Below are 23,408 nucleotides of genomic sequence, written 5' to 3'. Positions count from 1 at the left end.
AATAAGGGAAATGAGGGGGATTTCAATGAATAACGCATCATCCGCATTAAAGGTTGCAGCAGGCATATTTTTGACCATTGCCCTGATTACGATCGTTGTCATTTTGTTTATTTCGGCCCAGGAGGCAACCAAAACCGCCCAGAACAATTTTTCGGATATACAGACGGAGCTGTCCCAGGCAGCCTTTACCGTGTATGACGGAACGACGATCAGCGGTTCTCAAGTTACGAATGCACTGCGCAAATATAAGGACAAGGATCAGTTCGGCGTTTTCATTGCAACAGGTAAAAATAAAGCAGGGCAATGGTACGGCAACGTACTGGAGTCGGACGGATCGATCCTGAATCCGGATTCCAGGCAAGGGAACATCAACCTTGTCATGGATGAGAAAAGCCCGGAGTACGTCAACCCAAGCGGGAAGTTTAGGGCGACCATCGTGAAAGACAATTCCAACGTGATCCGGGGCATTAAATTCGATCAATAGATATGAATAGAAAGGTGAATAAACTTGCGCGAAGCAACAATAAGCATGCTTGAATTGGCTGCGGGGGTGGCGTTGTTTCTCGGCGCATCCTTGTATGCTTTCCATATTCAGGCAATGGTTGGCGGCGGGATAACAGCCGCGGACCGAATGACTCAAGAACAGCATGCCGGAGTGACAACCGTAAAGATGACTAACGATAACGGGAAGCTGACCTATGTTGGAAGCGAAGTCTTGTTTACGCTGCGAGAATTAGAGGCAGGCGACTTTACCGTTGATGTGGATGGAACGGTGTTCCATTCAGGCATTCATCCGGAGGAGCTGGATGTTTCGATCATCGACTTAAATGCTCGGTATCATGCGGAGTACATTCGGGGAGCGGATGGGGAAGTAGATCGGATCCAGTTTCTAAAAGCGAGGTAACAACCATGTCTAATTCGGTATCGAAATGGTTTGCGGCATTTCTGGTGCTCCTTCTGTTATATTTGGTTCCCGCTGGCGAGATGGCAAGAAGACAGGATGACCTGTCACGACTCATCGTTTATCAATCCGTTACCAAATTCGTAGACAGTGTTCGCACTAAGGGATATATTACCCCGACCATGTATAATGACTTCCTTCAAGAGTTGGCGGCCACAGGGAACATTTACAATGTCGAGATGGAGCATCATCACAAGAAATACCACCCGGAATATGCCGATCCTTCGGATCCCGGATCATTCTTGAACCGTTATTCCGTTGTATATGATGCTTATTATCAGGATGATCTGATGGGGTATCTGTTCCCGGACTCGAATCTGGATAAAAGCGATGATAGCCGCCGCTACCGTCTAACTGCCGGCGATCACTTTCAGGTTAGCGTTACCAGCTTGAATCGCACACCCGGATTGGTGATATTCGATACGTTGACAGGATCCAATTCAGAAGGAACAGCAGCTATCGCATTCCCTTACGGAGGATTGGTTCTGAATGAAGATTACTGATCTTGCCATCGTGTTTACTGCCGTGTTCTTCCCCATGTTTCTCGTCCTAGGCATGCGCGCCGAGAGCCTGGAGGATGTCCGGTTTGTCGAGATGAAATATACGCGTGCTCTGCGCACGGCCGTTCAAGACGGCGGGATGAAACTGAACGATAACGAGACGCAGTCCAAGGAGTCGGCTTATGATTCCGTGAAGTATATGCGTGCGGATAAAGAACAAGCGCTGGAGTCATTTTCCCGGACATTGTATATCAACATGGGGATCGGAGATGACAAGGCTGCACAAGCTGCCTTATGGTGGTATATTCCTGCCATCGTTGTGCTGGACTATGACGGGTATTATTTGTTTGTATCACAGCCCTATGTTGACGATGACGGCAAGGAGCTTATGGAGCATCGATGGACTCCCAAAATTCCTTATGCCTGGAATGATGGCAGCGGCAACAGCATTCAGTTTACGCTGGATTCTTACGTTCAGGTATATGAATCCAATTCCTCTATCTGGCATTCTGGATTTCGGAAGGATCTCATTGGCAGAACAGGCGTGGCTTTGTTGGATCATGAGGATGTGTTTGAACAAGTCCGGCGGATCACCATCGTGAATACGGTTCAAGAGCGTCTAGCCTATTACATACAGCTCCACAATCAAGTGGCGCTGCGGAACGGAATCTCTTATACGTTCACGCTGCCTTTGATTTCCCAGGAAGAGTGGGTAAATACGATTGATGATATCGGTATGATGGCTTTCATTCAAGGCATTCCCATGGGCGAACAATATTACAATAACTACGCGCTTGGAGGCGGCCGACTCGTTAAAGCTCCGACCTATTTCGGCGCGGTGGATGACAGGGGGCTCCCCTATTATTATCGGGATACCTGCTCATTCAACGATCGGGTGGAGGAGGTGTTTCCGAATGCCAAGGAAGCAGCGGCAGCCGGTTATCATGAGAAAAGCTGTTATAATCCCGGTGTCCCGTGATCCCCGAAAATCGTAGTTTCGGCCGGACTCGATGATGTGTTACAATAAACTCTTGACTGTGTACAATTCGCTAAATTAACATGAAATAAGTTCATTTTATACAGACAGGAGTTACTATAGCCATGAGTTTATTGACCGTAGAGAACGTATCGCATAATTTCGGGGATCGTACTCTATTTAAGAATGTATCTTTTCGTTTGCTGGCCGGCGAACATGTCGGTCTTGTCGGAGCAAACGGCGTAGGCAAATCAACATTAATGAATATTTTGACGGGTCAGCTGCTTAAAGACAGCGGCAAGGTAGAGTGGACGCCGAAAATCCGTTACGGATACTTGGATCAGCATACCAAGCTGACACCGGGGAAAACGGTACGCGATGTTTTGAAGGATGCCTTTCTGCCCCTGCTGGAGCTGGAAAAAGAAATGATGGAAATCACCAATAAGATGAGTGATGCGACTCCTGAAGAGCTGGAACTTCTGCTCGAACAGATGGGCGAGATTCAGGAGCAGCTGGACATCGGGGATTTCTACATGCTGGACGTAAAGGTTGAAGAAATGGCGAACGGTCTAGGGTTGTCCGTGATCGGCCTGGATCGCGATGTGGCGACATTAAGCGGTGGGCAGCGCACCAAGGTGCTGCTGGCGAAACTTCTGCTGGAGAAGCCTAACGTTCTTCTATTGGACGAGCCTACCAACTATCTGGATGTTGAGCACATTGAATGGCTGACTCAATATTTGAAGCAGTACCCTTATGCGTTCATTTTGATTTCCCATGATACGGAATTTATGAACCAGGTGGTCGACGTCATCTATCATTTGGAATTTGCGAAATTAACGCGTTATACAGCGAACTACGAGAAGTTTCTGGAAATGGCCGATATCAACAAGAATCAGCATATCGATGCCTACGAGAAGCAGCAAGAGTTCATTAAGAAACAGGAAGACTTCATTCAGCGGAATAAGGCCCGCTACTCCACGTCCGGCCGAGCAAAGAGCCGGGAGAAGCAGCTGGATCGCATGGAACGGATTGACCGTCCTGAGGAAGCGGCTAAACCCGTGTTTAACTTCAAGGAAGCCCGCGCCAGCGGTAAAACGGTATTTGAGGGCATTGATTTTGAGATTGGCTACGATCGGCCATTGCTTCCCAAAATGAGCATCATGATCGAACGCGGAGAGAAGATTGCCATTGTCGGATGTAATGGCGTGGGTAAATCAACGCTGCTCAAGACCATCTTAGGGAAAATCCCGGCCTTCACGGGCAAGACATATCAAGGGGACTTTCTCGTGCCCGCTTATTTCGAGCAGGAAGTACGTCCGGGGAATATCACGCCGATTGATGACGTGTGGAACGAATTCTCACATTTGAACCAGCACGAGGTTCGTGCGGCCCTTGCTCGCTGCGGACTCAAAAACGAGCATATTACCCGTCCGATGAAGGCGCTTAGCGGTGGCGAACAGGCAAAAGTCCGTCTGTGTAAACTTCTGATGCGCGAGAGCAACTGGATTCTGTTTGACGAACCGACAAACCATCTTGACGTTGTGGCCAAGGAGGAACTAAAACGTGCCTTGAAGGAATACAAAGGCACCATCCTGTTGGTTTCCCACGAACCTGAATTTTATGAAGATTGGGTAACGAAGATCTGGAACGTCGAAGATTGGTCCAACCAGAACGCTTGACCCCATTGACGGATCACAATCCAGCGCACAAGTTGGATGATGAACCTGAATCTAAACGAGTTTAATCGTTACTCCTTAAGGATGACCGGAAGCACGCTGCTGGTCATCCTTTTTGGCGTACTCGATCCTCTGCGGCTCTCGGTCCTGCTATGGATGAATCCTTTTTTATGATATGCTAGAAGCAACTTGACATGAACGGAGGAGATGTTGATGGAAGACATGGATTTGACCATCGGGGCATCAATATATGAAGGGAATACACTTCCATAGCCCCATTAACCGTGTTATTCCCTTCCGAAGGGGAGACGAGTTCATGAATTCGGAAAATCCAACAGGACAGGGAGAGAGCCTTATTCTCTCCGCCGAGAAGTCGGTTGTACGACGAGGTCAGGTTGTGTATCGACCTTGCGGGGAATGGACCCCGTCCGTACACTCCTTATTAAGGCATTTGAAGCAAGCAGGGTTTACGTCCCTGCCCGATATTATTGGCTCGGGTTGGAATGAGGAAGGTCAAGAGACGTTAAGTTATGTAGAGGGCGAATTTGTTCATCCCGGACCTTGGAGCGATGAAGCCATCGTCGCTGTAGGACGATTATTACGTCAGCTTCATGACGCTTCCGCTACATTCTCGCCGGGTCCCCAGGGAGTATGGAAACCGTGGTTTCTACGTGAACTAGGCGATGCCGGGGTTGTATATAGCCATGGTGATATTGCGCCTTGGAATATGGTTACCCGCGATGGGATGCCTTACGCTTTAATTGACTGGGAATTCGCGGGACCTGTACATCCGCTTGTTGAGTTAGCCAGGGTATGCTGGCTCTTTCCGCAGCTGCACGATGATGATGTTGCCGAAAGAGTCGGCTTGCCGGATGCTAATGCCCGTGCAAGGCAGCTCCGTTTATTGGTTGACGCTTATGGCGTCGAACCTTCTCTTCGAACGGACTTGTTGGATATGATCGTAGAGGTGGTTGTGCGGGAAACGGCTGAAGAAGCCATTGAGCAGCAGGTATCGCCGGAAACGGAAGGTCTGTTATGGGGGATCGCCTGGAGAGCTCGGAGCGCTGCCTGGATACTGCGTCATCGTAGTATCCTTGAGAAGGCGCTGAATACCCGATTGTATTAAGGCGAAATTCGTTAAACCGCCCATCCTGTTTAGCGGGATGGGTATTTTTGATCATGAATAACTTTTAGTCAGATTTTATGAAAGTCAAACTTCATTAGCATGTTCGGAGAAATGGATCGGGAGGAAACATACATGTCTGGACTACACGATAACAGGGGGAAGGCAATCCTCAAGGGACACCAAATGAACACTGCTTTGGAGTCCTCGGAGGGCAAGGAGGCTGCTAAAGCGGAAAGAGAGGATCGGTATTCCAGGCAAGAGCGGTTCACGCCATTGGGAAAGGAAGGACAGCTTCGCCTCTGGAACAGCCGCGTGCTCGTTCTCGGCGCAGGGGCGCTGGGAAGCGCCGTGTCGGAGACCTTGGTTCGCGCAGGCGTCGGACACGTGACCATCGTGGACCGGGATTACGTGGAATGGAGCAATTTGCAGCGTCAGCAGCTGTTTACCGAGCAGGATGCCATCAACCGGCTGCCAAAGGCCGTAGCTGCTGCCAAGCGGTTATCCGAGATCAACTCGGACGTCAGCGTGGAAGGTGTCGTTATGGATGTACGAGCCCACGAATTGTCGGTGCTGTGCCAAGGCGTTGACTTGATGATGGACGCTACCGATAATTTTGGAACCCGGCTGATCTTGAACGACATCGGTTTCAAGCATGGAATTCCGTGGATTTACGGGGGATGTGTCGGAAGCTCCGGGATGAGTTTAACGTTTTTACCGGGAGAAACCCCATGTTTGAACTGTTTGCTTGGAATGATTCCTTTAGGCGGCGACACTTGCGACATTAACGGCATTCTCCCCCAAGCGGTACAGATGGTCGCTGCCCATCAAACGATGGAAGCGCTGAAGCTGTTATCCGGAAACCGCCAAGCCTTGAGGAAAAAGATGCTGTCTTTTGATTTATGGCGTAACGAACAGTTGGAATTTGGAGTAGACCGTGCAAAAAAATCGGACTGCTCCACATGCGGCGAGGAACCGACATACCCTTATCTGTCGGCTGAGCATGCCGATAAAAGCGAAGTGCTGTGCGGCAGGGACACCGTGCAGATCCGGCCGGGCAGACCCAAGCAGCTTCAACTGGAGGAGATGGCGGATCGATTGAACAGCCTGCCTCAAGGAAAAGCTACCGTTACCCCATATATGATCATTTTTCAGGCAAGTCCGCACCGTTTGGTTATATTTCAAGACGGCAGAACCCTGGTGCATGGCACATCGGATATCGCCAAGGCTAGATCGCTATATAATCAATACGTTGGCGGTTAAATAAGAAGGAGCAAAGCTAACGTGCTTCATCCCAAATCGTAAACGACAAAGGAGTGAGCCTCACAGGCCCACTCCTTTTATCGTTTAATCCCCAATCGCTTCATTCAAAATTAAATGGAAACCATTCTGGATGAAATAGAGATCAGGGTGAGCGATATTTTGCATGGTCAGATTGTTGAATGTTGCGGACCCGTTGCCCGTGTACGTGTAGATCGCCGCACCCGGATGCGGACTCGAGAATCTCGAGGACGTTACTCCGTCAAGTCCCGTACCGTCTATACGGATATGGTTAAACACGATGTTCTCAAACCCGCCGCCATAACCGAACTGTACCGCACTGCGCTGGGTGTTCAGAATATCGATGTTGGTAAACGTAACATTGCGGATCGGATCATTCGATGCTTCAAGGTCGATGGCCCCGCGCTCCCCGTTGTACAAGTCTTTACTGGTGCCACTGCCGATGATGGTGGTATCGGAGAACAGAATGCCGGTATTGTTCTGGAAATGATATCCCGGGAATACCGTGTTCATTCGGATGCCGGAACCGCCAACGGTGTCTACAATCAAATTGTGAGTGGCCTTGTGACCGCTCCCCCCAAAGAAAGCGATGGCCGCCGCGCGCCAGTTGTTTTCGATGGTGTTATAGGAGAAGGTGTTGTTAACACCCGCTGGTGCACCGTTCACGTTACTCGTCCAGACAGCGAGTCCATCGTCGCCGTTATTTCGAATGCTGCTGTTGCGCACCGTCGAATGGCTGGTCCCCTGCGCAAAATTAACCCCATCCGCTAAGTTGTTGCGGATCCGGCTGTTTTCTATGATCAGCCCTTCCGCGATCTTGGCCGGCGTATGGGCATAATCGCCAACCCAGAATCCGCATTCGAAATGCTCCACCCACACATTGTGAATCTTGGAGTTGGTGCCGAAATTGTCCATGAATCCTTTGTAAATGGCATTCTGATTATATCGGGACCGCAGATTCGAGTTGAGATAGATATGGCTGAAATCCAGCTGGCCCGCGATTCGAAGCGAGATCCCGCCGGAAGCCGCATTCGGGTTGGTAAATTGGATGTTGGTGTGCCAGATGCCTGCCCCCATAATCTTCATGTCATTGATCATATTGCCGACCGAGCCGATCTTCCACATATTGCCCAAATGGAACGTCCCCTCAGGAATGTATAGGGTTTTGCCTGATGAGGCCGCTGCCTGCACGGCAGCCTCAAAAGCCGTTAGGTCATCTTGGCCGTCGTTGGGGATCGCACCGAAATCCGTGACAGAGACCGAGTTGGCAGGACGGGCGATAGCGGCAGGTACCGGCTCGATTTCGATGAAATCGACGCCGTATTCCAGGTTATCCGCATTAGACTTCTGAATACGGAGTTTGTCTCCCGGCTGAAGCGGCGTATCCATTTTCCAGTGTACTTCATCGAACCGGAATAGAGGACGTCCTCCTCCAGGCGCATCTGCCGGATGATCGCTGGAAAAATACTGCCAGCTGTAGTAGGACGTTAATGGAACCGTCTTCTTCTTCGAACCGTTTACATAGACGTCGAGCGAGCCGTCTAATCCCATGCCGTCCGATGAGTCCGGCATCGTATATCGCATGGTGATGCCTGCGCCCCCTTCGCCTTCACGAACCGTCCATTCCAGGTTGGATCCGCTTGTAGGGAGAGCAACATAACGTTGTCCGGATGCTTCCGATGCCGTGAGCGCTTGATCGAACGTGGGCGCTGACTTTAGCAATGCGCCGCCGCCGCGTATGGCGTCATCGGTATCATAGCGGGTATACGGCATGCTGGCACCTCGTGATGAGTACACGGTTAGGTTGGCATGACTGACATTGTTCTCCCGTTTAACCGGTACTTCGTTAGCATCGGGTGCCACGGAGGTTGTTAATGTATAGCTGCCGTTTGCAGCGGTCCATGTGCCGGGAATTTGGACGGTGGCGGATGCGCCTGCGGCAAGGGCACCATGGTAGCTACCGTTAAAGGTCTGGATCGTTGATCCGGCCGGATTCTTCAGTGCAACGGAAATCGCATGCGAGCCGCTAGCCGTGGCTTTGTTGCCTTGGTTCTTAAGATTGACGGTAAAGGCTACGGCATTGCCAGCCATAGGCGTGGTTGGCGTCCACTGTATCGTTCCTACCAAATCGGAGCTTTCCACGCTGCCAATAACCAAAGGGGACGAATGGGAATAGCTGTTGTTCCCATCGTTCAGCTCGATGATGTTGTCATCCTCGTCGACCTTGGCGCTGAGGGTATACGATGAAGCCGCTGGGGCTCCGGTTTGCAGGGAGACCGTGGCGGAAGCTCCTGCTGCAAGCGGCCCTAACGGCGAGGAGCCTGCTTTTGCGTCATTCAGGTAAAAATTGACCGTCGTAGCGCCGGCTTCCGCGCTTCCAATGTTTTTAACCGTGGCATGCAGTGTGATATCATCGTTTTCGCTCGGAGAAGGCGGCGTCCAGGACATATCCGTAATGGTAAGGTCCGGGTTCTCGCCGGCGGTGCCATACACTTCAATTTCCGCAATCTGTCCCGCAGGGGCGCCGGAATTCGATGTTATGTTCAATTGCAGACGTTTAACCGTTGCATTTACCGGAATCGTTACGAAATTTCCGGAAGCTGGGGCGAACGTATAGGACTGAGCCGGCACCAGATTACTAAAGGTCGTTGTAGTTTGGTCATGCCCAAGGACTTGTATGGTTTGCGTGCGGGCGCTCCATTCCGTAGACGGATTCAGTTTCAGTACGATGGAGGTAATATCATGGTTTGATTCCAGATCCAGGGTCAGCGTACTGGGGTTGCTCCCGCCTTCCCAGTAAGTTTGGACGTTGTTGTCGTTAGCATGGGCCGCTACATACGTGAAAGTGCTTGAGGAGGCGGTGATCGGTTTGCCACTCGCGACATTGTTTCCCGTTGGAGGCGTCGGCGGGGAGACGGATGGTCCATAAATTTCAAATTCAGACAACTGCGCAGCTGGCCATGTCGTATTGTTGGCTACACTTAAACGAACATATCTCGTGCTCGTTTCGTCAAAACTCACGGTCACCGAGTTTCCTTCGGCAGGGTCGAATGCATAGTCGGCCGGACCCGTGATATTTGTGAATGTCGTGCCGTTCAAGCTGCCTTGTACGCTCAGCGTTTGAGTCCGCGGCTCCCAGCTGGCAGGAAGTTTTAGGACGAATTCGTTGATGCTGGTGGCGGTACCGAGATCAACTTGTATCCATTGCGGGAACGCATGGTTGGTGCTTTCCCAGTACGAATTTGGATTGCCATCGTTTACGTTGGACGGCCCGTAGGTTTGGGATTGGCCGCTAGCCGTCACGTTTTTGCCGATGGATAGGTTTATTCCGCCTGCTGCAGAAGCCTTAGCGGGAGGCCCGGCGGCCGTGAATACAATGGATACCAGCATGATTACGACTAGAGGCCATCCCACGAGTTTGTTGCGCATATTATTTTTCCTCCTTCATCATGGTTGATGAGTTATACCGGGTAAAGATATCCCCCTTTCCTGATCTTATATCCATTATAAAAATAACGTCTCGACCGAAATAAGATGCAATTCTACGGAAATCGTATGCGATCCCAGCATCTTTTGGATCAGGCTTGAATTTTTGTAAGAAAATGCGTTCTGGTTGTTCTTCATCCATTGCAGGAGTGAAAGCAGGATGAAACAGACATACTTACATTATTAAGCGATGAAAGCGGGGGAGAACCCGTGGACAAAGTCATTTTGATCGCGGCAGACAATCAAGCTCGGATCCAGACGATAACGGAGATACTAGAACAAGCGGGTTATAAGGTTACAGACGCTGCGAATTATTCGGAAGTGGTTGCCGCACTGCAGCGCGCAGGCGCAGACCTGCTGCTCATCGACAGCAGACTGCCGGGTATGAACCAATTCAATCTCGTGGAGCGACTCGCGGGCAGAGGGGAACAGCTCCCGATCATTGTCATCGGAAGCGATGGTTCTAACGAAGCGATTCATGCTTTGGAAGCTGGAGCCCATGACTACATCCCAAATGACAGGGATGAGAGGGAGCTGTTGGCGCGAATTGCCAATTTGCTGAGGCTTTTTCAGACAGGACGCGCGGAACAGGAGGAGATCATCCGAATCGGAGATCTGGTGATCGATCCTTTGAGCCGCAATGTAATTCGGGAAGAGGAGCCCGTGGAACTGACTCATCGCGAATACGATTTGCTGTTGTTTTTGGCTCGAAGGCAGGGGCAGGTATGCACGCGTGAGGATATTTTAAAACAGGTATGGGATTATGATTTTCATACGGGTACCAACGTGGTCGATGTCTACATTCTCCATTTGAGAGAGAAGATCGATAGAGGGCGCAAGCAAAAACTGCTTCGTACGATACGGGGTGCCGGTTATAAGCTTTTATCCCAGAAAGAAATCGATGCAAGCAAAAAAGACCGCCTTCCCTGAGCGGAAAGACGGTCTTCGATATGATAAGTGGAAAATAAGACTACAGTACGCGACGAGCTTTCAGGTAAGTCTTGCTCCAGTTGCCGGACAGGCTGGAGATCGTTACGCCAGGCTTGCCGTAAGTGTGCAAGATTTTGTTGTTGCCCATATAAACGGCAACGTGTGTTACGTTTCTGCCATTCGCACGGCTTCCGCTTGAGAAGAATACCAGATCGCCGGCTCTCAGGTTCGATTTCGAAACGGCCTTGCCGACCTTGGATTGGGCAGCGGACGTACGCGGCAGGTTCACGCCGTATTTTTTAAAGATATGTTTCATGAAGGAAGAGCAATCAAACACTCTTGTCGTGGATGTGGATGCTCCGAATTTATAAGGTGTTCCCATATATTGTTTACCGAAGTTAACGACTCGAGTTCCTGTGCTTACGGATGCTGCTTCTACAGGTGCCGGCGGTGCAACAGTTAGTACTGCGCCTACGCCCAAAGTTGCGCTCAAGCTGATGACTACGGCTTTCTTAATCCAATTCTGTCGATTCATGTTGTATGACCTCCAAGCAGTTATTGTTTTTTGCGATGAACCGAGTATATCAGATTTGAAACCGGCCATAATCTGGATAATCGGCGGAAGCCCTTGGGCCGCATGAAATGAAAGCGAATTATTAAAATATCATTAAAAGTAACAAAAAATTAAGAATTGCGGCTGATTTGCGAGTTCTAAACAAGAAAAAACCCTTGATACACAAGGGTTTTTCAAAAGAATTACGAGGTTTAATATTTTGCGATAAAAGATGACAAAATAGTAATGATTAGCGATCCTTGCTTTGAATAATGAGCAGCAGACCGCCTTCGATCCGAACCGTTCCTTTCTCCTCGGCCAGCCTGTTGCTGACCCCTAGCGACTGCCCCAATCGCAATGTGGCATCTTGGAGCGGATACTGAAAACCTTCGAGATAAATGCCGGTAACTTCCGTGGTGAGCGGCAGAAGGGAGACATATGTAAACCCTTTGTTCTCGACATGACAGCTGGAGCCCGTCAGGGTAATAAAATTGTTTTCATCTAATATGGAACACGGGATATGATGCTGAAGGCCGCGTATGAGCATGTGGATATTGGCCAGCGTATGATCCAGGCGCGTGCCCGTAGCCCCCAGAATCATGATGGATTCGGGCGAGCGTTCCATAGCCAGCTCGAAGGCAAGCTCGGTGTCGGTCAAATTTTTATCGATCGGGTCACAATCGATGACCTTTCCGCTCATGGAGTGGACACGATCCATCTGCTCGGGCGGAATGGAATCGAAATCTCCGACGGACAGATCGGGTTTGATTCCATGTTCAATCAAGAAGAGAGCGCCGCGATCGGCTCCTATAATGAAATCCCCTTCTTGGACCTCATTCAGGAATCCCGTTGACAACTCCCCACCTGTGAAGATCAGGACGCGAGTGTGTTTCATTATATATTCCTCCTTTTTCGAGAGAATTGTCATTGAATTCTAGTATAGTGCAGTTTTCATGCTTGCACAATTTTAATAGGCGCGGCTACAATGTAGTATGTAAATTGACGGGGGAGCGGGGGAACTGAATTTTGGACATGCATGTGTTTGACGTATTCAGCATCATTGGCACCATTGCGTTTGCCATGTCCGGAGCTTTTGTGGCAATGGAAGAGGAATACGATATTTTGGGGGTTGTGGTGCTTGGATTGGTCACGGCCTTCGGCGGGGGTATTATAAGAAACGTCCTGATCGGCGTGCCGGTTACCACCCTGTGGGGTCAGGGAGATTTAATCATGCTGGCGATGATTTCGGTTTTCGTGGCGTTTGTGCTGCCGCTCGGCTTGATTCAGCATTGGAAGAAAACGGAGGCCTTGTTTGATGCAATCGGGCTATCCGCTTTCGCGATTCAAGGAGCATTATATGCTACGCAAATGAATCATCCATTGAGCGCGGTCATCGTGGCGGCTGTGCTGACAGGCAGCGGCGGAGGAATGGTCCGCGATTTGCTGGCCGGGCGGAAGCCGCTCGTGCTGCGCGACGAGATTTACGCGGTCTGGGCCATGGCAGCAGGTGTCGCTATCGGCTTAGGGGTCGCCACCAAGACCTGGCAGCTGTTGACCTTATTTGTTATAGTCATCGTTTTCAGGATGCTGTCCGTTCTATATAAATGGAGATTGCCCAGAAGGTCGCTGCACGCAGCCCAGTCTTCGGCAGCCAGCGGAAAAGAAGTCAGATCCGGTTAAAATAAGGTATGGAACAGATTAAATAAAATTTCTCGATTGCGATTCATCATAGCGTGGAGGTGGAAGGACCATGGTATCCGTTTTGTTTGTATGTTTGGGCAATATCTGCCGCTCGCCCATGGCGGAAGCGGTGCTGCGGCATAAAATAGTACAGCGCGGGCTGCAGGATCAAATAAGCGTGGATTCGGCCGGCACCGGGGATTGGCATATCGGCAGCATTCCCCATGAAGGCACGAGAAAGCTGCTCGACAGCTGGCGAATCAGTTATGAAGGAATGGTCGCGCGCAAGGTAGTCAGCGAGGACCTTGAACGTTTCGATTACGTTATCGGCATGGATGATTCGAATGTAACGAATATCCGCAAGTTAGCTGGAGGCGATCAGGCTGAGATTTTGAAGTTCATGGATTTGCTGCCGAACGAAAAATTGCGCGAGGTGCCCGATCCGTATTTCACCGGAAACTTTGACGAAGTGTACCGGCTGATTGATGCGGGGTGCGACATCTTACTGGACAAAATCATGGAAGAAAAGCTATAATCGATTCGAACAAGCGGTGAATCAGCCGCTTTTTTGAAGAACATCATTGAAAGCGATACCAAGAAGAACGGGCTGCTGAACATAAAAGATGAACAATGCACATTCCATAAAAAATGCGCGGTTGTTCATCTTTTTTTGGAGTGGGGCAGAAGCTGCAGACGATCATGTCTTAGCTTTGGCTCACAGGTATTCTTTTTGCCAACGGATTTCAATCGTAACGCGTGGAGTCCCGAGTGGGACAGTTAAACCATTTTGCAGTAACAGGTCATTTATATAGCCCATGGATTTTGCCGATTCAAACATTTAACCAAGGAAGTACATAAGGGCAGCAGGGAGCTCTTTTTGCCAAAATCCCCAAAGGTGACGACCTTCTTTTTCAAGATATGATACGGTAGCACCCCGTTCTTCCAGCAAAGCCTTTGTTGAGCGATTTAATTCGACGAAGTTATAGACACCTGTATCGGTTGCGTAGTTGTCTTCTTGCAAGCCTACAATCATGTAAATGTTGAGCCAGGACAAATCACGCTCTTCCTGAATCATGTTCTGGGTCTTCTCATAGTAGGCCCCGGACAAGCTGATGATTCTTGTGAAAAGATGCGGATAACGCAAGGCCAAATGCACGGAGACGCTTCCCCCGAGGGAGTCGCCGGCAAGCACTCTTTCCGCAGGCTCTTTGCGCACGGGATATTTTTGCTCCACGAAGGGAATAATCTCTTCGGCGAAGCAGGACAGGTAAGCATCGAAGCGGTTGCCGAACGGCGCGTACTCCTCGGTTCGTACCTTGGTGTTCACTTCCACGCCCACAATGATGAACGGCTCCACGCCTTCTTCGAGGATGAGCTGGTTGGCCCAGGTCGCGATGCGGCCGAAGTTGAAAAATTCCTCTCCGTCCTGACAGTAAACGACGGGATAGCTGAGGATTTCATTGTATCCGGGAGGAAGATAGATGCGCAGCGTTCGAGTCTCCTGCAAAAACTTGCTGTCAATCACTTCTTTTACGATGGTTCGCTTCAATAAACGTTCATTCGTCATCATTCGTCACCTTTTTCGGGTTAGTTTTTGAAATGCGGTAAACAATAAGTTAAAATTACCCTGACATGTTGAAGTTGTCTGCTGTTCTATGATGTTTGTCATACTGTTATAGTATTATTCGTCAACTGTTATACATACAAACGTGAAAGAATATGAAATTTTATCCCGTATTTCTTTGACGAATGGAGTGAAACAGGTGTATAATAATTCTATAACAGCGGAACTTGATATTCAAATATTTATTGAGGTGAAAAAAATGACCAAGGTTCCTTATGAAGTATATACCGAGGAAGTAGGTACTCTATCTGTACTTTCCCCGGATGGCAAAATCGTAAACAAAGATCTTCTGCCTGAATTGTCGGACGATCAACTGAAAGAAATTATGTACCGTATGGTATTTACCCGTACTTGGGACGACCGCGCCGTAAACCTCGGCCGTCAAGGACGTCTCGGTTTCTACGCTCCTGTATCCGGTCAAGAAGCTACGATGGTAGGCAGTGAGTTCGCGCTTGAGAAAGACGACTTTATCTGCCCGGGCTACCGCGATATGCCGCAAATCGTATGGCATGGACTTCCGCTCTACCAAGCATTCCTTTATTCCCGCGGACATCAGCATGGCGGACAAATTCCCGAAGGCGTTAACGTATTGATGCCTCAGATCATCATCGGCGCGCAAATCCTGCATGCCATGGGTATCGCGATGGGCTACAAATTGAAGAAGCAAAAACAAGTGGTTATTACGTATACCGGTGACGGCGGCTCTTCCGAGGGCGACTTCTACGAAGGCCTGAACTATGCAGGCGTGTATAAACTGCCGGTCATCTTCTTCGTGCAAAACAACGGCTATGCAATCACGACTCCGTTCTCCAAGCAAACAGCAGCATTGTCTATCGCGCACAAAGCTGTAGCAGCCGGCATCAAAGGCGTTAAAGTTGACGGCATGGACGTTCTCGCGGTGATCAAAGCGGTTCAGGATGCTGCAGAGCGCGGCCGCAACGGTGAAGGCGCAACGCTGATCGAAGCCGTGACATACCGTTTCCGTCCGCATTCCTTGTCTGACGACGCTACGAAATATCGTACGAAGGAAGAAGAGGGCGAGTGGAACGAGAAGGATCCGATCGCGCGCCTTGCGAAGTACCTGGAAGCCAAAGGCCTCTGGACAGAAGAAGATACAGCTCGCGTGAAAGAAGAAGCGAAAGCGAAAGTCAACGAGCAAATCAAAAAAGCAGAACAAACGGAAAAAATGACGGTACCTGGTTTGATCGACAGCATGTTCGAGCAAACGCCGAAGCATTTGGAAGAACAGAAAGCCGATTTCCAATAAGAGTGACGGGCCGATGATTGTCAAAGGTTGATCCTGGATGATCATCCGGTTTGTCATGGGCGCATCAGGTCTTGTTTTTAAATAACGTTTAACATCGATATATAGCCTTATAAGGCATCACACTGGAAGAACAGTGAACTGTATTTCTTAAGGAGGAAATGAAGCAATGGCACAAATGAACATGAAAGAAGCGATTCGCGACGCCATGCGCGTTGAATTGAGCCGTGACCCTAACGTTGTCATCTTCGGTGAAGACGTAGGTAATGTCGGCGGTGTTTTCCGGGTAACGGAAGGCCTTCAAAAAGAATTCGGGGAAGAGCGCGTATTCGATACGCCGCTGGCAGAGTCCGCTATCGGCGGTTTGGCGGTAGGTCTCGGTATTCAAGGCTTCCGTCCGATCGCTGAAATTCAATTCGTTGGATTTATCTTTGAGGCGCTCGACCAAATCGTCGTTCAAGCAGCGCGTATGCGTTACCGTTCCGGCGGACGCTACAACTCCCCGATCGTGTTCCGTACACCATTCGGCGGCGGGGTAAAAGCGGCTGAGCTGCATACCGACGCACTCGAAGGTTTGATCACACAAACCCCGGGTATTAAAGTTGTAGTACCTTCCAATCCTTATGATGCAAAAGGACTCATGATTGCAGCGATTCGCGACAATGACCCTGTATTCTTCATGGAGCACTTGAACCTGTACCATGCGTTCCGCGCTGAAGTTCCTGAAGGTGATTACACCGTTGAGCTTGGCAAGGCTAACGTGGTTCGCGAAGGAACGGACGTTACGATCATCGCTTACGGCCTGATGGTTCATACTGCTACGAAAGCGGCAGACGAGCTTGAAAAGAACGGAATCAAAGCCGAAATCATCGACCTGCGCACCATTTCTCCAATCGACATCGATACCGTGCTGGCTTCGGTTAAGAAAACCAACCGCGCCATCGTGGTTCAAGAAGCGCAGAAATCTGCCGGCGTAGCCGCAGAAGTAATCGCTCAAATCAACGAGAAAGCGATTCTCCACCTGGAAGCACCGGTGCTTCGCGTTACGCCGCCAGACACCGTGTATCCATTCGCTCAAATCGAGGACACTTGGTTGCCTACTCCGGCGCGTATCGTTGATGCCGTAAATAAAGTATTGAATTTCTAATAGCAGCAATTTCTAGGGAGGTTTTTCAGTTGGCAAAATTCGAATATCGTTTTCCAGAGCTGGGCGAAGGTTTGCATGAAGGTGAAATCATCAAAATGCATATCAAGCCGGGCGACAAAGTAACAGACGACGACATCATCATGGAAGTGCAGAACGACAAGGCGGTCGTAGAAGTTCCTTGTCCCGTGAACGGTACGGTTCAAGAAGTTTTTGCCAAGGACGGTCAAGTATGCCGTGTCGGTGAAGTGGTTGCAATCATCGATGCTGAAGGTGACATTCCTGAGCAAGAGGCTCCTGCCGAAGAGCAGTCCGCTCAAGAAGCCGACGCAGCGAAAGGCAGCGCAGATACGACGTCTTCCCCGGCTCAAGATGCTCCTGCTGACGCTAAACAAGGCGGAAACGGCGAAGCAGCGACGCCTGCAGCACCTAACCGTGAAGTTCTGGCTACGCCAAGCGTGCGCAAATTCGCTCGCGAGCAGGGCGTTGACATCGCACAAGTTCAAGGCTCCGGCAACAACGGAAAAGTGACCCGCGAAGATGTAGAAGCCTTCAAGAACGGTGGCGGCCAAGCAGCAGCAGCTCCGGCTCAAGAAGCTGTTTCCGAGACGAAAGCGGCTCCTGCAGCAGCATCCGCAGCGGTGGACACTCGCGCAGAAGAAGAGCGCGTGCCATTCAAAGGTATCCGCAAAGCGATCTCGAATGCTATGGTTAAATCGGCTTACACGGCTCCTCACGTTACGATCATGGACGAAGTGGACGTAACCGAGCTGGTAGCGTTCCGTACCCGCATGAAACCGATCGCTGAGAAGAAGGGCACGAAAGTTACGTATCTGCCATTCATCGTTAAAGCACTTGTTGCGGCAAGCCGTCAATTCCCTGCTTTGAATGCGATGATCGACGAAGAAGCGAACGAAATCGTGTACAAAAAGTACTACAACATCGGTATCGCCACGGATACTGATAACGGTCTGATCGTACCGGTTATCAAAGATGCGGATCGTAAGAGCATCTGGATGATCGCTGACAGCATCCGTGATCTGGCTGCACGCGGCCGTGAGGGCAAACTGGCTCCTAACGAAATGAAGGGCAGCACGATTTCCATCACGAACATCGGTTCCGCAGGCGGCATGTTCTTTACACCGATCATTAACTTCCCAGAGGTTGCTATCCTCGGTACCGGCCGCATCAGCGAAAAAGCGGTTGTGAAGAACGGCGAGATTGTTGCAGCACCTGTTATGGCATTGTCCTTGAGCTTTGACCACCGTATCATCGACGGCGCAACGGCTCAAAACTTTATGAACTATATTAAACAACTGCTCGCTAACCCTGAGCTGCTTGTTATGGAGGTGTAACTAATGGTAGTTGGAGATGCTTCTTTAGATATTGATACTCTAGTCATTGGTGCTGGTCCTGGTGGTTACGTGGCGGCGATTCGTGCCGCCCAACTGGGTCAAAAGGTTCTGATCGTTGATAAATCGGAACTCGGCGGCGTTTGCTTGAACCGTGGTTGTATTCCTTCCAAGGCTTTGATCGCTGCAGCTCATCAGTTCGAATCCGCGAAGCATGCCGATGCATTCGGTATTTCCGTGGAGAACGTAACCGTTGATTTCGCGAAAACGCAGGAATTCAAAAACGGCGTTGTCAAAAAAATGACCGGCGGCGTAGCCGGTTTGCTGAAAGGCAACAAAGTGGAAGTTTTCAACGGCGAGTGCATGTTCATCAACGAAAACGAAGCGCGTGTATTCAATGATCATGAATCTCCGCGTTACCGCTTCAAGAACTGCATCATTGCTACAGGTTCCCGTCCAATCGAACTGAAGCCATTCCCGTTTGGCGGACGCATCTTGTCTTCCACCGAAGCATTGAACCTGCCTGAAGTACCGAAGAGCATGATTGTCATCGGCGGCGGCTACATCGGTGCCGAGCTGGGTCAAATGTACTCCAAATTCGGTTCCAAAGTAACGATCATCGAAGGTCTGGACAGCGTTCTGGCTGGCTTTGACAAAGACATGACAAGCCTCGTTACCAAGAACATGAAGAAAACCGGCATCGAAATTATCACAGGTGCTAAAGCTGAAAGTGCTGAGCAAAACGATAAAGAAGTTACCGTGAAATACTCCGTGAATGGCGAAACCAAAGAAGTAACAGCTGATTACCTGCTGGTTACGGTTGGCCGTCGTCCGAACACGGACGGAGAGCTTGGTCTGGACCTGATCGGCCTCGATATGGATGAGCGCGGATTCGTGAAAGTCGACCATCAAGGACGCACCAGCATTCCGCATATCTTCGCAATCGGGGATATCGTGTCCGGCCTGGCGCTTGCACACAAAGCTTCCTACGAAGGTAAAGTGGCTGCTGAAGCGATCTCCGGAATGCCGTCCGTCGTGGATTACAAATGTATCCCGGCCGTTGTGTTTACGGATCCTGAATGCTCCAGCGTAGGTTACACCGAAGCTCAAGCGAAGGAAAAAGGCCATAAAGTAAAAGCTGGCAAATTCCCTTACGCAGGCAACGGACGTTCCGTATCCTTGAACCATCCGGAAGGCTTCGTGAAAATCGTGGCCGAAGAGGGAACAGGGCTTATTCTCGGAGCGCAAATCGTGGGTCTGGAAGCTTCCAACCTGATTGCCGAGCTCGGCCTTGCTATTGAAATGGGCGCTACGCTTGAAGATGTAGCTTTGACCATCCATGCGCATCCGACGCTGGGAGAGATCGTTATGGAAGCGGCGGAATTGGTAATGGGTCATCCGATCCACATCATTGCCCGTTAATCCGTAGACGTATTTTCGAGTCATTATATATTCAGCCAGGAGGCAGAGAACGCGCAGGCGGTTTCTGCCTCCTGTTTTTTTATGAAGATATGCCAACGGATACCCGCCCTCTCCGGGCAGGGTTATTTTAAGCATCCCAATCATTCCGTGAACATGGTAGACTGAGGATATGAGATTTTAGTGAGGTGACTATGAGATGAAACAATATTTGGAGCTGCTGCAGGACATACTGGATCATGGCGTAGAGAAGGGAGACCGGACGGGTACGGGAACGTTGTCCGTATTCGGAAGACAGCTGCGTTTTGACCTATCCCAAGGGTTTCCGCTAATGACAACCAAGCGGATTCACCTGAAATCGGTCGTACATGAGCTTCTGTGGTTCTTGAGCGGCGAAACGAATATCCGGTACCTAAAAGAGAACGGCGTGCGGATATGGGACGAATGGGCGGATGAAAACGGGGATTTGGGCCCTGTCTACGGCTCGCAGTGGCGGGCATGGGAAACGCCGGATGGACGCCATATCGATCAGATTGCGGGTGTCATCGATTCGATTAAGAATAATCCCGATTCCAGACGACATATCGTCAGTGCCTGGAACGTGGCGGAGATTGATAACATGAAGCTGCCGCCGTGCCATTTTGTATTCCAATTCTACGTGGCGGGCGGGAAGCTTTCCTGTATGCTTACCATGCGCTCGGTGGACAGCTTCCTCGGGCTGCCGTTCAACATTGCCAGTTATGCGCTGCTAACCCATATGGTTGCCCAGCAGTGCGACCTGGAGCCGGGTGAATTCATCTGGTCGGGCGGCGATGTCCATATTTATTCCAACCATATGGAGCAGGTGAGAACGCAGCTTGAACGCGAGCCATATGCGCTGCCGAAGCTGGTGATCAAGCGCAAGCCGGACAGCATTTTTGATTATACGTACGAGGATTTTGAATTTGAGGGTTATCAATACCATCCGACCATTAAGGCGACGGTTGCCGTATAAGTTTAAATTGGGTTATGGAGGCTCCATGCGGTGACATCCATAAGATCAATGGAAGGAGAGACGGTGTAATGATATCGATGATATGGGCAATGGGCAAGGACCAGGTGATCGGGCTGAACGGCACGATGCCGTGGCGCTTGCCGCGGGATATGGCCTTCTTCAAGGAGAAAACCCTCCATAAAACGATCCTGATGGGGCGCAAGACTTGGGATTCCTTTGGCGGCAAGCCGCTGCCTCACCGAAAGAACATCGTGCTGACGAGAGATGAAAGCTTTACGTTGACGGAGGATCAGGGCATCGTGATCCATGACATCGAGAACGCGTTACCCTATTCGAAGAATGAGGAACTGATGGTGATTGGCGGATCGCAGATTTATGAATTGATGCTGCCGAAAGCGGATCGTCTGTACTGCACGTTCATTGACGAGAGTTTTGAAGGGGATACGTACTTTCCCGAAGTGAACTGGGAAGTATGGAAGATCGTCGAAGAAGTTCCCGGCATCACGGATGAAAAAAATCCGTATGCCTACCGTTTCGTTACGTTTGAACGGAAATAAACAGCTCGATGGCACGATTCGGAGGGATAGACTTACCGCCTTCCGTCCATGTTGACAATGCTTTCATAGTAGGATAATACAAATGATCATGCATATAGTCCATTTAACAGGCGAAAAGCGAAATGCTACTATATTTCTAATGTTTATGCAAATGGCTGCTTAAATAGCCGCGAGTAGTGGGGATTCATGCTTTGATAAAAATTTTTTTAGCATAAATAGAAAAAATAAATCAGGCTGAAACCTGTTTCTTGGCTTATCTGACGATAGATGTCGGATGATTTATGATATGATAAATTGTACATGGTAATCAGCATGGATAGAACGGATGGGGGTAAAGCAGTATGTCTACACCAACAGGATTTATGGAATATCAGCGCCAGCTTCCGGCAGACCGGAGCCCGGCTGAACGAGTTAAAGACTGGGAAGAGTTTCATAAACATTTAGAAGAAGATGAGCTCCAGACCCAGGGAGCACGCTGCATGGACTGCGGTACGCCATACTGCCATACAGGAATCGATATGGTCGGCGGCACATCGGGCTGCCCGATCCATAACCTGATCCCGGAATGGAACAATCTTGTATATCGGGGCTTGTGGAGAGAAGCTCTGGAGCGTCTCCACAAAACGAACAATTTCCCTGAGTTTACCGGACGCGTATGTCCAGCGCCTTGCGAGGGTTCTTGTACCGTCGGTTTGATCGGGGAGCCGGTTACGATCAAATCCATCGAGCAGGCGATTATCGACAAAGGCTTTGAAGAAGGCTGGGTCGTTCCGGAGCCGCCCGAGAAGCGCACAGGAAGACGCGTAGCCGTTGTCGGTTCCGGTCCGGCAGGACTGGCGGCAGCAGCACAGCTGAACAAAGCGGGCCATTCCGTCACCGTCTACGAGCGTGCGGACCGCATTGGCGGCTTGTTGACCTATGGGATACCGTCCATGAAGCTGGACAAGGGCATCGTGCAGCGCCGTGTCGATCTGCTCGCGGCGGAAGGCGTCGAATTTGTCGTGAACACCGAGATCGGCAAGGATATTCCCGCCAAGCAGCTGATGGAAGACTATGATGCCGTCGTACTCTGCGGCGGTGCAACAAAGCCGCGCGAATTCAACATTGAGGGCAGTGATCTCAAGGGCATCCATTACGCGATGGATTACCTGAACGGAACGATCAAGAGCCTGCTGGATTCCGGTCTTGAAGACGGCAACTATTTGTCGGCAAAAGACAAGGACGTTATCGTCATCGGCGGCGGCGACACAGGCTCCGACTGCGTGGCCACGGCGCTGCGTCACGGCTGCAGCAGCGTTACCCAGTTCGGTACGCATAAACAGGCTCCGCTGCAGCGCGATCCGATTGCGAACCCTTGGCCGCAATTCCCGAACGTGTATACACTGGATTACGCCCACGAGGAAGCCAAAGCGCTGTTTGGCAACGATCCGCGGGAATTCTCCATCATGACCACGAAATTCGTCGGGGATGATGAAGGGAACCTGAAAGAGCTTCATACCGTTCAAATCGAGCGCATTGTAGATGAAACCGGCCGTAAAGTGTATCAGCCGATTCCGGGCACGGAAAAAGCGTTTCCTGCACAAATGGCGTTCATCGCGATCGGTTTTGACGGACCGGAGCAGACGCTGGTAGAACAGCTTGGACTTGAAACGGACCGTCGTTCCAATGTTAAAGCGCCGTATGGCAAATATACGACGAATGTGGATAAAGTATTTGCAGCCGGCGACATGCGCCGCGGACAAAGCCTTGTCGTGTGGGCGATCAATGAAGGCCGCGAGGTGGCACGCGAGGTAGACAAATATCTGATGGGCGCGACCGTACTGGTTTAATCCTTCTCCTAAATATGCTATCATGAATATAGTAGTTAAAGGGACTTCGCGAGAGCGAA

The 23,408-nt window shown here is 50.3% G+C and carries 21 protein-coding genes; 17 read left to right on the top strand and 4 right to left on the bottom strand.

Going from position 1 to position 23,408, the window contains the following annotated elements:
* Positions 1-25 precede the first annotated feature (25 nt).
* The 7 genes from AC3RCL_RS18445 (at position 26) to AC3RCL_RS18415 (ending at position 6,499) form a co-directional block, all read left to right on the top strand.
* Positions 26-484: a hypothetical protein gene (locus tag AC3RCL_RS18445; protein ID WP_009596009.1), complete on the top strand. Its 459-nt coding sequence runs from the start codon at positions 26-28 to the stop codon at positions 482-484.
* 24 nt (positions 485-508) lie between these two features.
* Positions 509-904: a hypothetical protein gene (locus tag AC3RCL_RS18440; RefSeq protein WP_492531234.1), complete on the top strand. Its 396-nt coding sequence runs from the start codon at positions 509-511 to the stop codon at positions 902-904.
* 5 nt (positions 905-909) lie between these two features.
* Positions 910-1,464, top strand: coding sequence for a hypothetical protein (locus AC3RCL_RS18435; RefSeq protein WP_492531232.1), 555 nt, complete (start codon positions 910-912; stop codon positions 1,462-1,464).
* Complete coding sequence (locus AC3RCL_RS18430; RefSeq protein ID WP_492531230.1) at positions 1,451-2,440, top strand: hypothetical protein; 990 nt, start codon at positions 1,451-1,453, stop codon at positions 2,438-2,440. Before AC3RCL_RS18435 ends, AC3RCL_RS18430 begins: the two co-directional genes overlap by 14 nt.
* A gap of 122 nt (positions 2,441-2,562) precedes the next feature.
* The gene (locus AC3RCL_RS18425) at positions 2,563-4,116 is read left to right on the top strand and encodes an ABC-F family ATP-binding cassette domain-containing protein (protein ID WP_492531228.1); all 1,554 of its coding nucleotides are present in this window, start codon (positions 2,563-2,565) and stop codon (positions 4,114-4,116) included.
* A 313-nt stretch (positions 4,117-4,429) separates the two neighbouring features.
* Complete coding sequence (locus AC3RCL_RS18420) at positions 4,430-5,239, top strand: aminoglycoside phosphotransferase family protein (RefSeq protein WP_492531226.1); 810 nt, start codon at positions 4,430-4,432, stop codon at positions 5,237-5,239.
* A gap of 183 nt (positions 5,240-5,422) precedes the next feature.
* Complete coding sequence (locus AC3RCL_RS18415; RefSeq protein ID WP_492536406.1) at positions 5,423-6,499, top strand: ThiF family adenylyltransferase; 1,077 nt, start codon at positions 5,423-5,425, stop codon at positions 6,497-6,499.
* An 84-nt stretch (positions 6,500-6,583) separates the two neighbouring features.
* Here AC3RCL_RS18415 and AC3RCL_RS18410 read toward each other — a convergent pair whose 3' ends face one another.
* A complete protein-coding gene (locus AC3RCL_RS18410; protein WP_492531224.1) occupies positions 6,584-9,946 on the bottom strand; it encodes a discoidin domain-containing protein in 3,363 nt (1,120 codons plus the stop codon).
* A 267-nt stretch (positions 9,947-10,213) separates the two neighbouring features.
* On the opposite strand from AC3RCL_RS18410, the gene AC3RCL_RS18405 reads away from it, so the two are divergent.
* Positions 10,214-10,933 carry a response regulator transcription factor gene (locus AC3RCL_RS18405; RefSeq protein ID WP_192572338.1) on the top strand — a complete coding sequence of 240 codons (720 nt, stop codon included), beginning with the start codon at positions 10,214-10,216 and terminating at the stop codon, positions 10,931-10,933.
* 40 nt (positions 10,934-10,973) lie between these two features.
* Here the strand turns inward: AC3RCL_RS18405 and AC3RCL_RS18400 are convergent, their stop codons facing one another.
* The gene (locus AC3RCL_RS18400) at positions 10,974-11,468 is read right to left on the bottom strand and encodes a C40 family peptidase (RefSeq protein WP_009596005.1); all 495 of its coding nucleotides are present in this window, start codon (positions 11,466-11,468) and stop codon (positions 10,974-10,976) included.
* Positions 11,469-11,736: 268 nt separating this feature from the next.
* Positions 11,737-12,381 (bottom strand): thiamine diphosphokinase, encoded by a 645-nt coding sequence (locus AC3RCL_RS18395; RefSeq protein WP_492531221.1) that lies wholly within the window; start codon positions 12,379-12,381, stop codon positions 11,737-11,739.
* 137 nt (positions 12,382-12,518) lie between these two features.
* Here AC3RCL_RS18395 and AC3RCL_RS18390 point away from each other — a divergent pair, with 137 nt between their 5' ends.
* Both AC3RCL_RS18390 and AC3RCL_RS18385 read left to right on the top strand, forming a co-directional pair.
* On the top strand, positions 12,519-13,166 hold the full coding sequence (locus tag AC3RCL_RS18390; RefSeq protein WP_009595985.1) for a trimeric intracellular cation channel family protein: 648 nt from the start codon (positions 12,519-12,521) through the stop codon (positions 13,164-13,166).
* Between the two features lie 70 nt (positions 13,167-13,236).
* On the top strand, positions 13,237-13,701 hold the full coding sequence (locus tag AC3RCL_RS18385) for a low molecular weight protein-tyrosine-phosphatase (RefSeq protein ID WP_096773396.1): 465 nt from the start codon (positions 13,237-13,239) through the stop codon (positions 13,699-13,701).
* Between the two features lie 303 nt (positions 13,702-14,004).
* Here the strand turns inward: AC3RCL_RS18385 and AC3RCL_RS18380 are convergent, their stop codons facing one another.
* Positions 14,005-14,733 (bottom strand): alpha/beta hydrolase, encoded by a 729-nt coding sequence (locus AC3RCL_RS18380; RefSeq protein ID WP_036665370.1) that lies wholly within the window; start codon positions 14,731-14,733, stop codon positions 14,005-14,007.
* Between the two features lie 256 nt (positions 14,734-14,989).
* Here AC3RCL_RS18380 and pdhA point away from each other — a divergent pair, with 256 nt between their 5' ends.
* From pdhA to AC3RCL_RS18345, 7 genes are all read left to right on the top strand, one after another.
* Complete coding sequence (pdhA, locus tag AC3RCL_RS18375; RefSeq protein ID WP_036665657.1) at positions 14,990-16,057, top strand: pyruvate dehydrogenase (acetyl-transferring) E1 component subunit alpha; 1,068 nt, start codon at positions 14,990-14,992, stop codon at positions 16,055-16,057.
* 166 nt (positions 16,058-16,223) lie between these two features.
* Positions 16,224-17,201: an alpha-ketoacid dehydrogenase subunit beta gene (locus AC3RCL_RS18370; protein WP_009589183.1), complete on the top strand. Its 978-nt coding sequence runs from the start codon at positions 16,224-16,226 to the stop codon at positions 17,199-17,201.
* A 29-nt stretch (positions 17,202-17,230) separates the two neighbouring features.
* The gene (locus AC3RCL_RS18365; RefSeq protein WP_015734700.1) at positions 17,231-18,553 is read left to right on the top strand and encodes a dihydrolipoamide acetyltransferase family protein; all 1,323 of its coding nucleotides are present in this window, start codon (positions 17,231-17,233) and stop codon (positions 18,551-18,553) included.
* Between the two features lie 3 nt (positions 18,554-18,556).
* Positions 18,557-19,972: a dihydrolipoyl dehydrogenase gene (gene lpdA, locus AC3RCL_RS18360; protein WP_009589200.1), complete on the top strand. Its 1,416-nt coding sequence runs from the start codon at positions 18,557-18,559 to the stop codon at positions 19,970-19,972.
* Between the two features lie 196 nt (positions 19,973-20,168).
* Entirely contained in the window at positions 20,169-20,963 is a 795-nt protein-coding gene (thyA, locus tag AC3RCL_RS18355) for a thymidylate synthase (protein WP_492531217.1), read from the top strand.
* 68 nt (positions 20,964-21,031) lie between these two features.
* A complete protein-coding gene (locus AC3RCL_RS18350; RefSeq protein WP_492531215.1) occupies positions 21,032-21,520 on the top strand; it encodes a dihydrofolate reductase in 489 nt (162 codons plus the stop codon).
* Between the two features lie 341 nt (positions 21,521-21,861).
* Complete coding sequence (locus tag AC3RCL_RS18345) at positions 21,862-23,349, top strand: glutamate synthase subunit beta (RefSeq protein ID WP_015734702.1); 1,488 nt, start codon at positions 21,862-21,864, stop codon at positions 23,347-23,349.
* The last annotated feature ends 59 nt before the right edge of the window (positions 23,350-23,408 follow it).

Source organism: Paenibacillus sp. MT86 (assembly GCF_058792535.1).
The sequence above is the reverse complement of the archived record's forward strand: the minus strand, read 5'-3'. Positions and strand labels throughout refer to the sequence as shown.

Excerpts from the sequence above, each read along its gene's own strand:
- AC3RCL_RS18400 (WP_009596005.1), bottom strand. The coding sequence starts at position 11,468 with ATGAATCGACAGAATTGGATTAAGAAAGCCGTAGTCATCAGCTTGAGC.
- AC3RCL_RS18380 (WP_036665370.1), bottom strand. The coding sequence starts at position 14,733 with ATGACGAATGAACGTTTATTGAAGCGAACCATCGTAAAAGAAGTGATT.
- pdhA (WP_036665657.1), top strand. The coding sequence starts at position 14,990 with ATGACCAAGGTTCCTTATGAAGTATATACCGAGGAAGTAGGTACTCTA.
- AC3RCL_RS18420 (WP_492531226.1), top strand. The coding sequence starts at position 4,430 with ATGAATTCGGAAAATCCAACAGGACAGGGAGAGAGCCTTATTCTCTCC.
- AC3RCL_RS18370 (WP_009589183.1), top strand. The coding sequence starts at position 16,224 with ATGGCACAAATGAACATGAAAGAAGCGATTCGCGACGCCATGCGCGTT.
- lpdA (WP_009589200.1), top strand. The coding sequence starts at position 18,557 with ATGGTAGTTGGAGATGCTTCTTTAGATATTGATACTCTAGTCATTGGT.
- AC3RCL_RS18350 (WP_492531215.1), top strand. The coding sequence starts at position 21,032 with ATGATATCGATGATATGGGCAATGGGCAAGGACCAGGTGATCGGGCTG.
- AC3RCL_RS18435 (WP_492531232.1), top strand. The coding sequence starts at position 910 with ATGTCTAATTCGGTATCGAAATGGTTTGCGGCATTTCTGGTGCTCCTT.
- thyA (WP_492531217.1), top strand. The coding sequence starts at position 20,169 with ATGAAACAATATTTGGAGCTGCTGCAGGACATACTGGATCATGGCGTA.
- AC3RCL_RS18395 (WP_492531221.1), bottom strand. The coding sequence starts at position 12,381 with ATGAAACACACTCGCGTCCTGATCTTCACAGGTGGGGAGTTGTCAACG.
- AC3RCL_RS18345 (WP_015734702.1), top strand. The coding sequence starts at position 21,862 with ATGTCTACACCAACAGGATTTATGGAATATCAGCGCCAGCTTCCGGCA.
- AC3RCL_RS18415 (WP_492536406.1), top strand. The coding sequence starts at position 5,423 with ATGAACACTGCTTTGGAGTCCTCGGAGGGCAAGGAGGCTGCTAAAGCG.
- AC3RCL_RS18390 (WP_009595985.1), top strand. The coding sequence starts at position 12,519 with ATGCATGTGTTTGACGTATTCAGCATCATTGGCACCATTGCGTTTGCC.
- AC3RCL_RS18425 (WP_492531228.1), top strand. The coding sequence starts at position 2,563 with ATGAGTTTATTGACCGTAGAGAACGTATCGCATAATTTCGGGGATCGT.
- AC3RCL_RS18410 (WP_492531224.1), bottom strand. The coding sequence starts at position 9,946 with ATGCGCAACAAACTCGTGGGATGGCCTCTAGTCGTAATCATGCTGGTA.
- AC3RCL_RS18385 (WP_096773396.1), top strand. The coding sequence starts at position 13,237 with ATGGTATCCGTTTTGTTTGTATGTTTGGGCAATATCTGCCGCTCGCCC.
- AC3RCL_RS18445 (WP_009596009.1), top strand. The coding sequence starts at position 26 with ATGAATAACGCATCATCCGCATTAAAGGTTGCAGCAGGCATATTTTTG.
- AC3RCL_RS18430 (WP_492531230.1), top strand. The coding sequence starts at position 1,451 with ATGAAGATTACTGATCTTGCCATCGTGTTTACTGCCGTGTTCTTCCCC.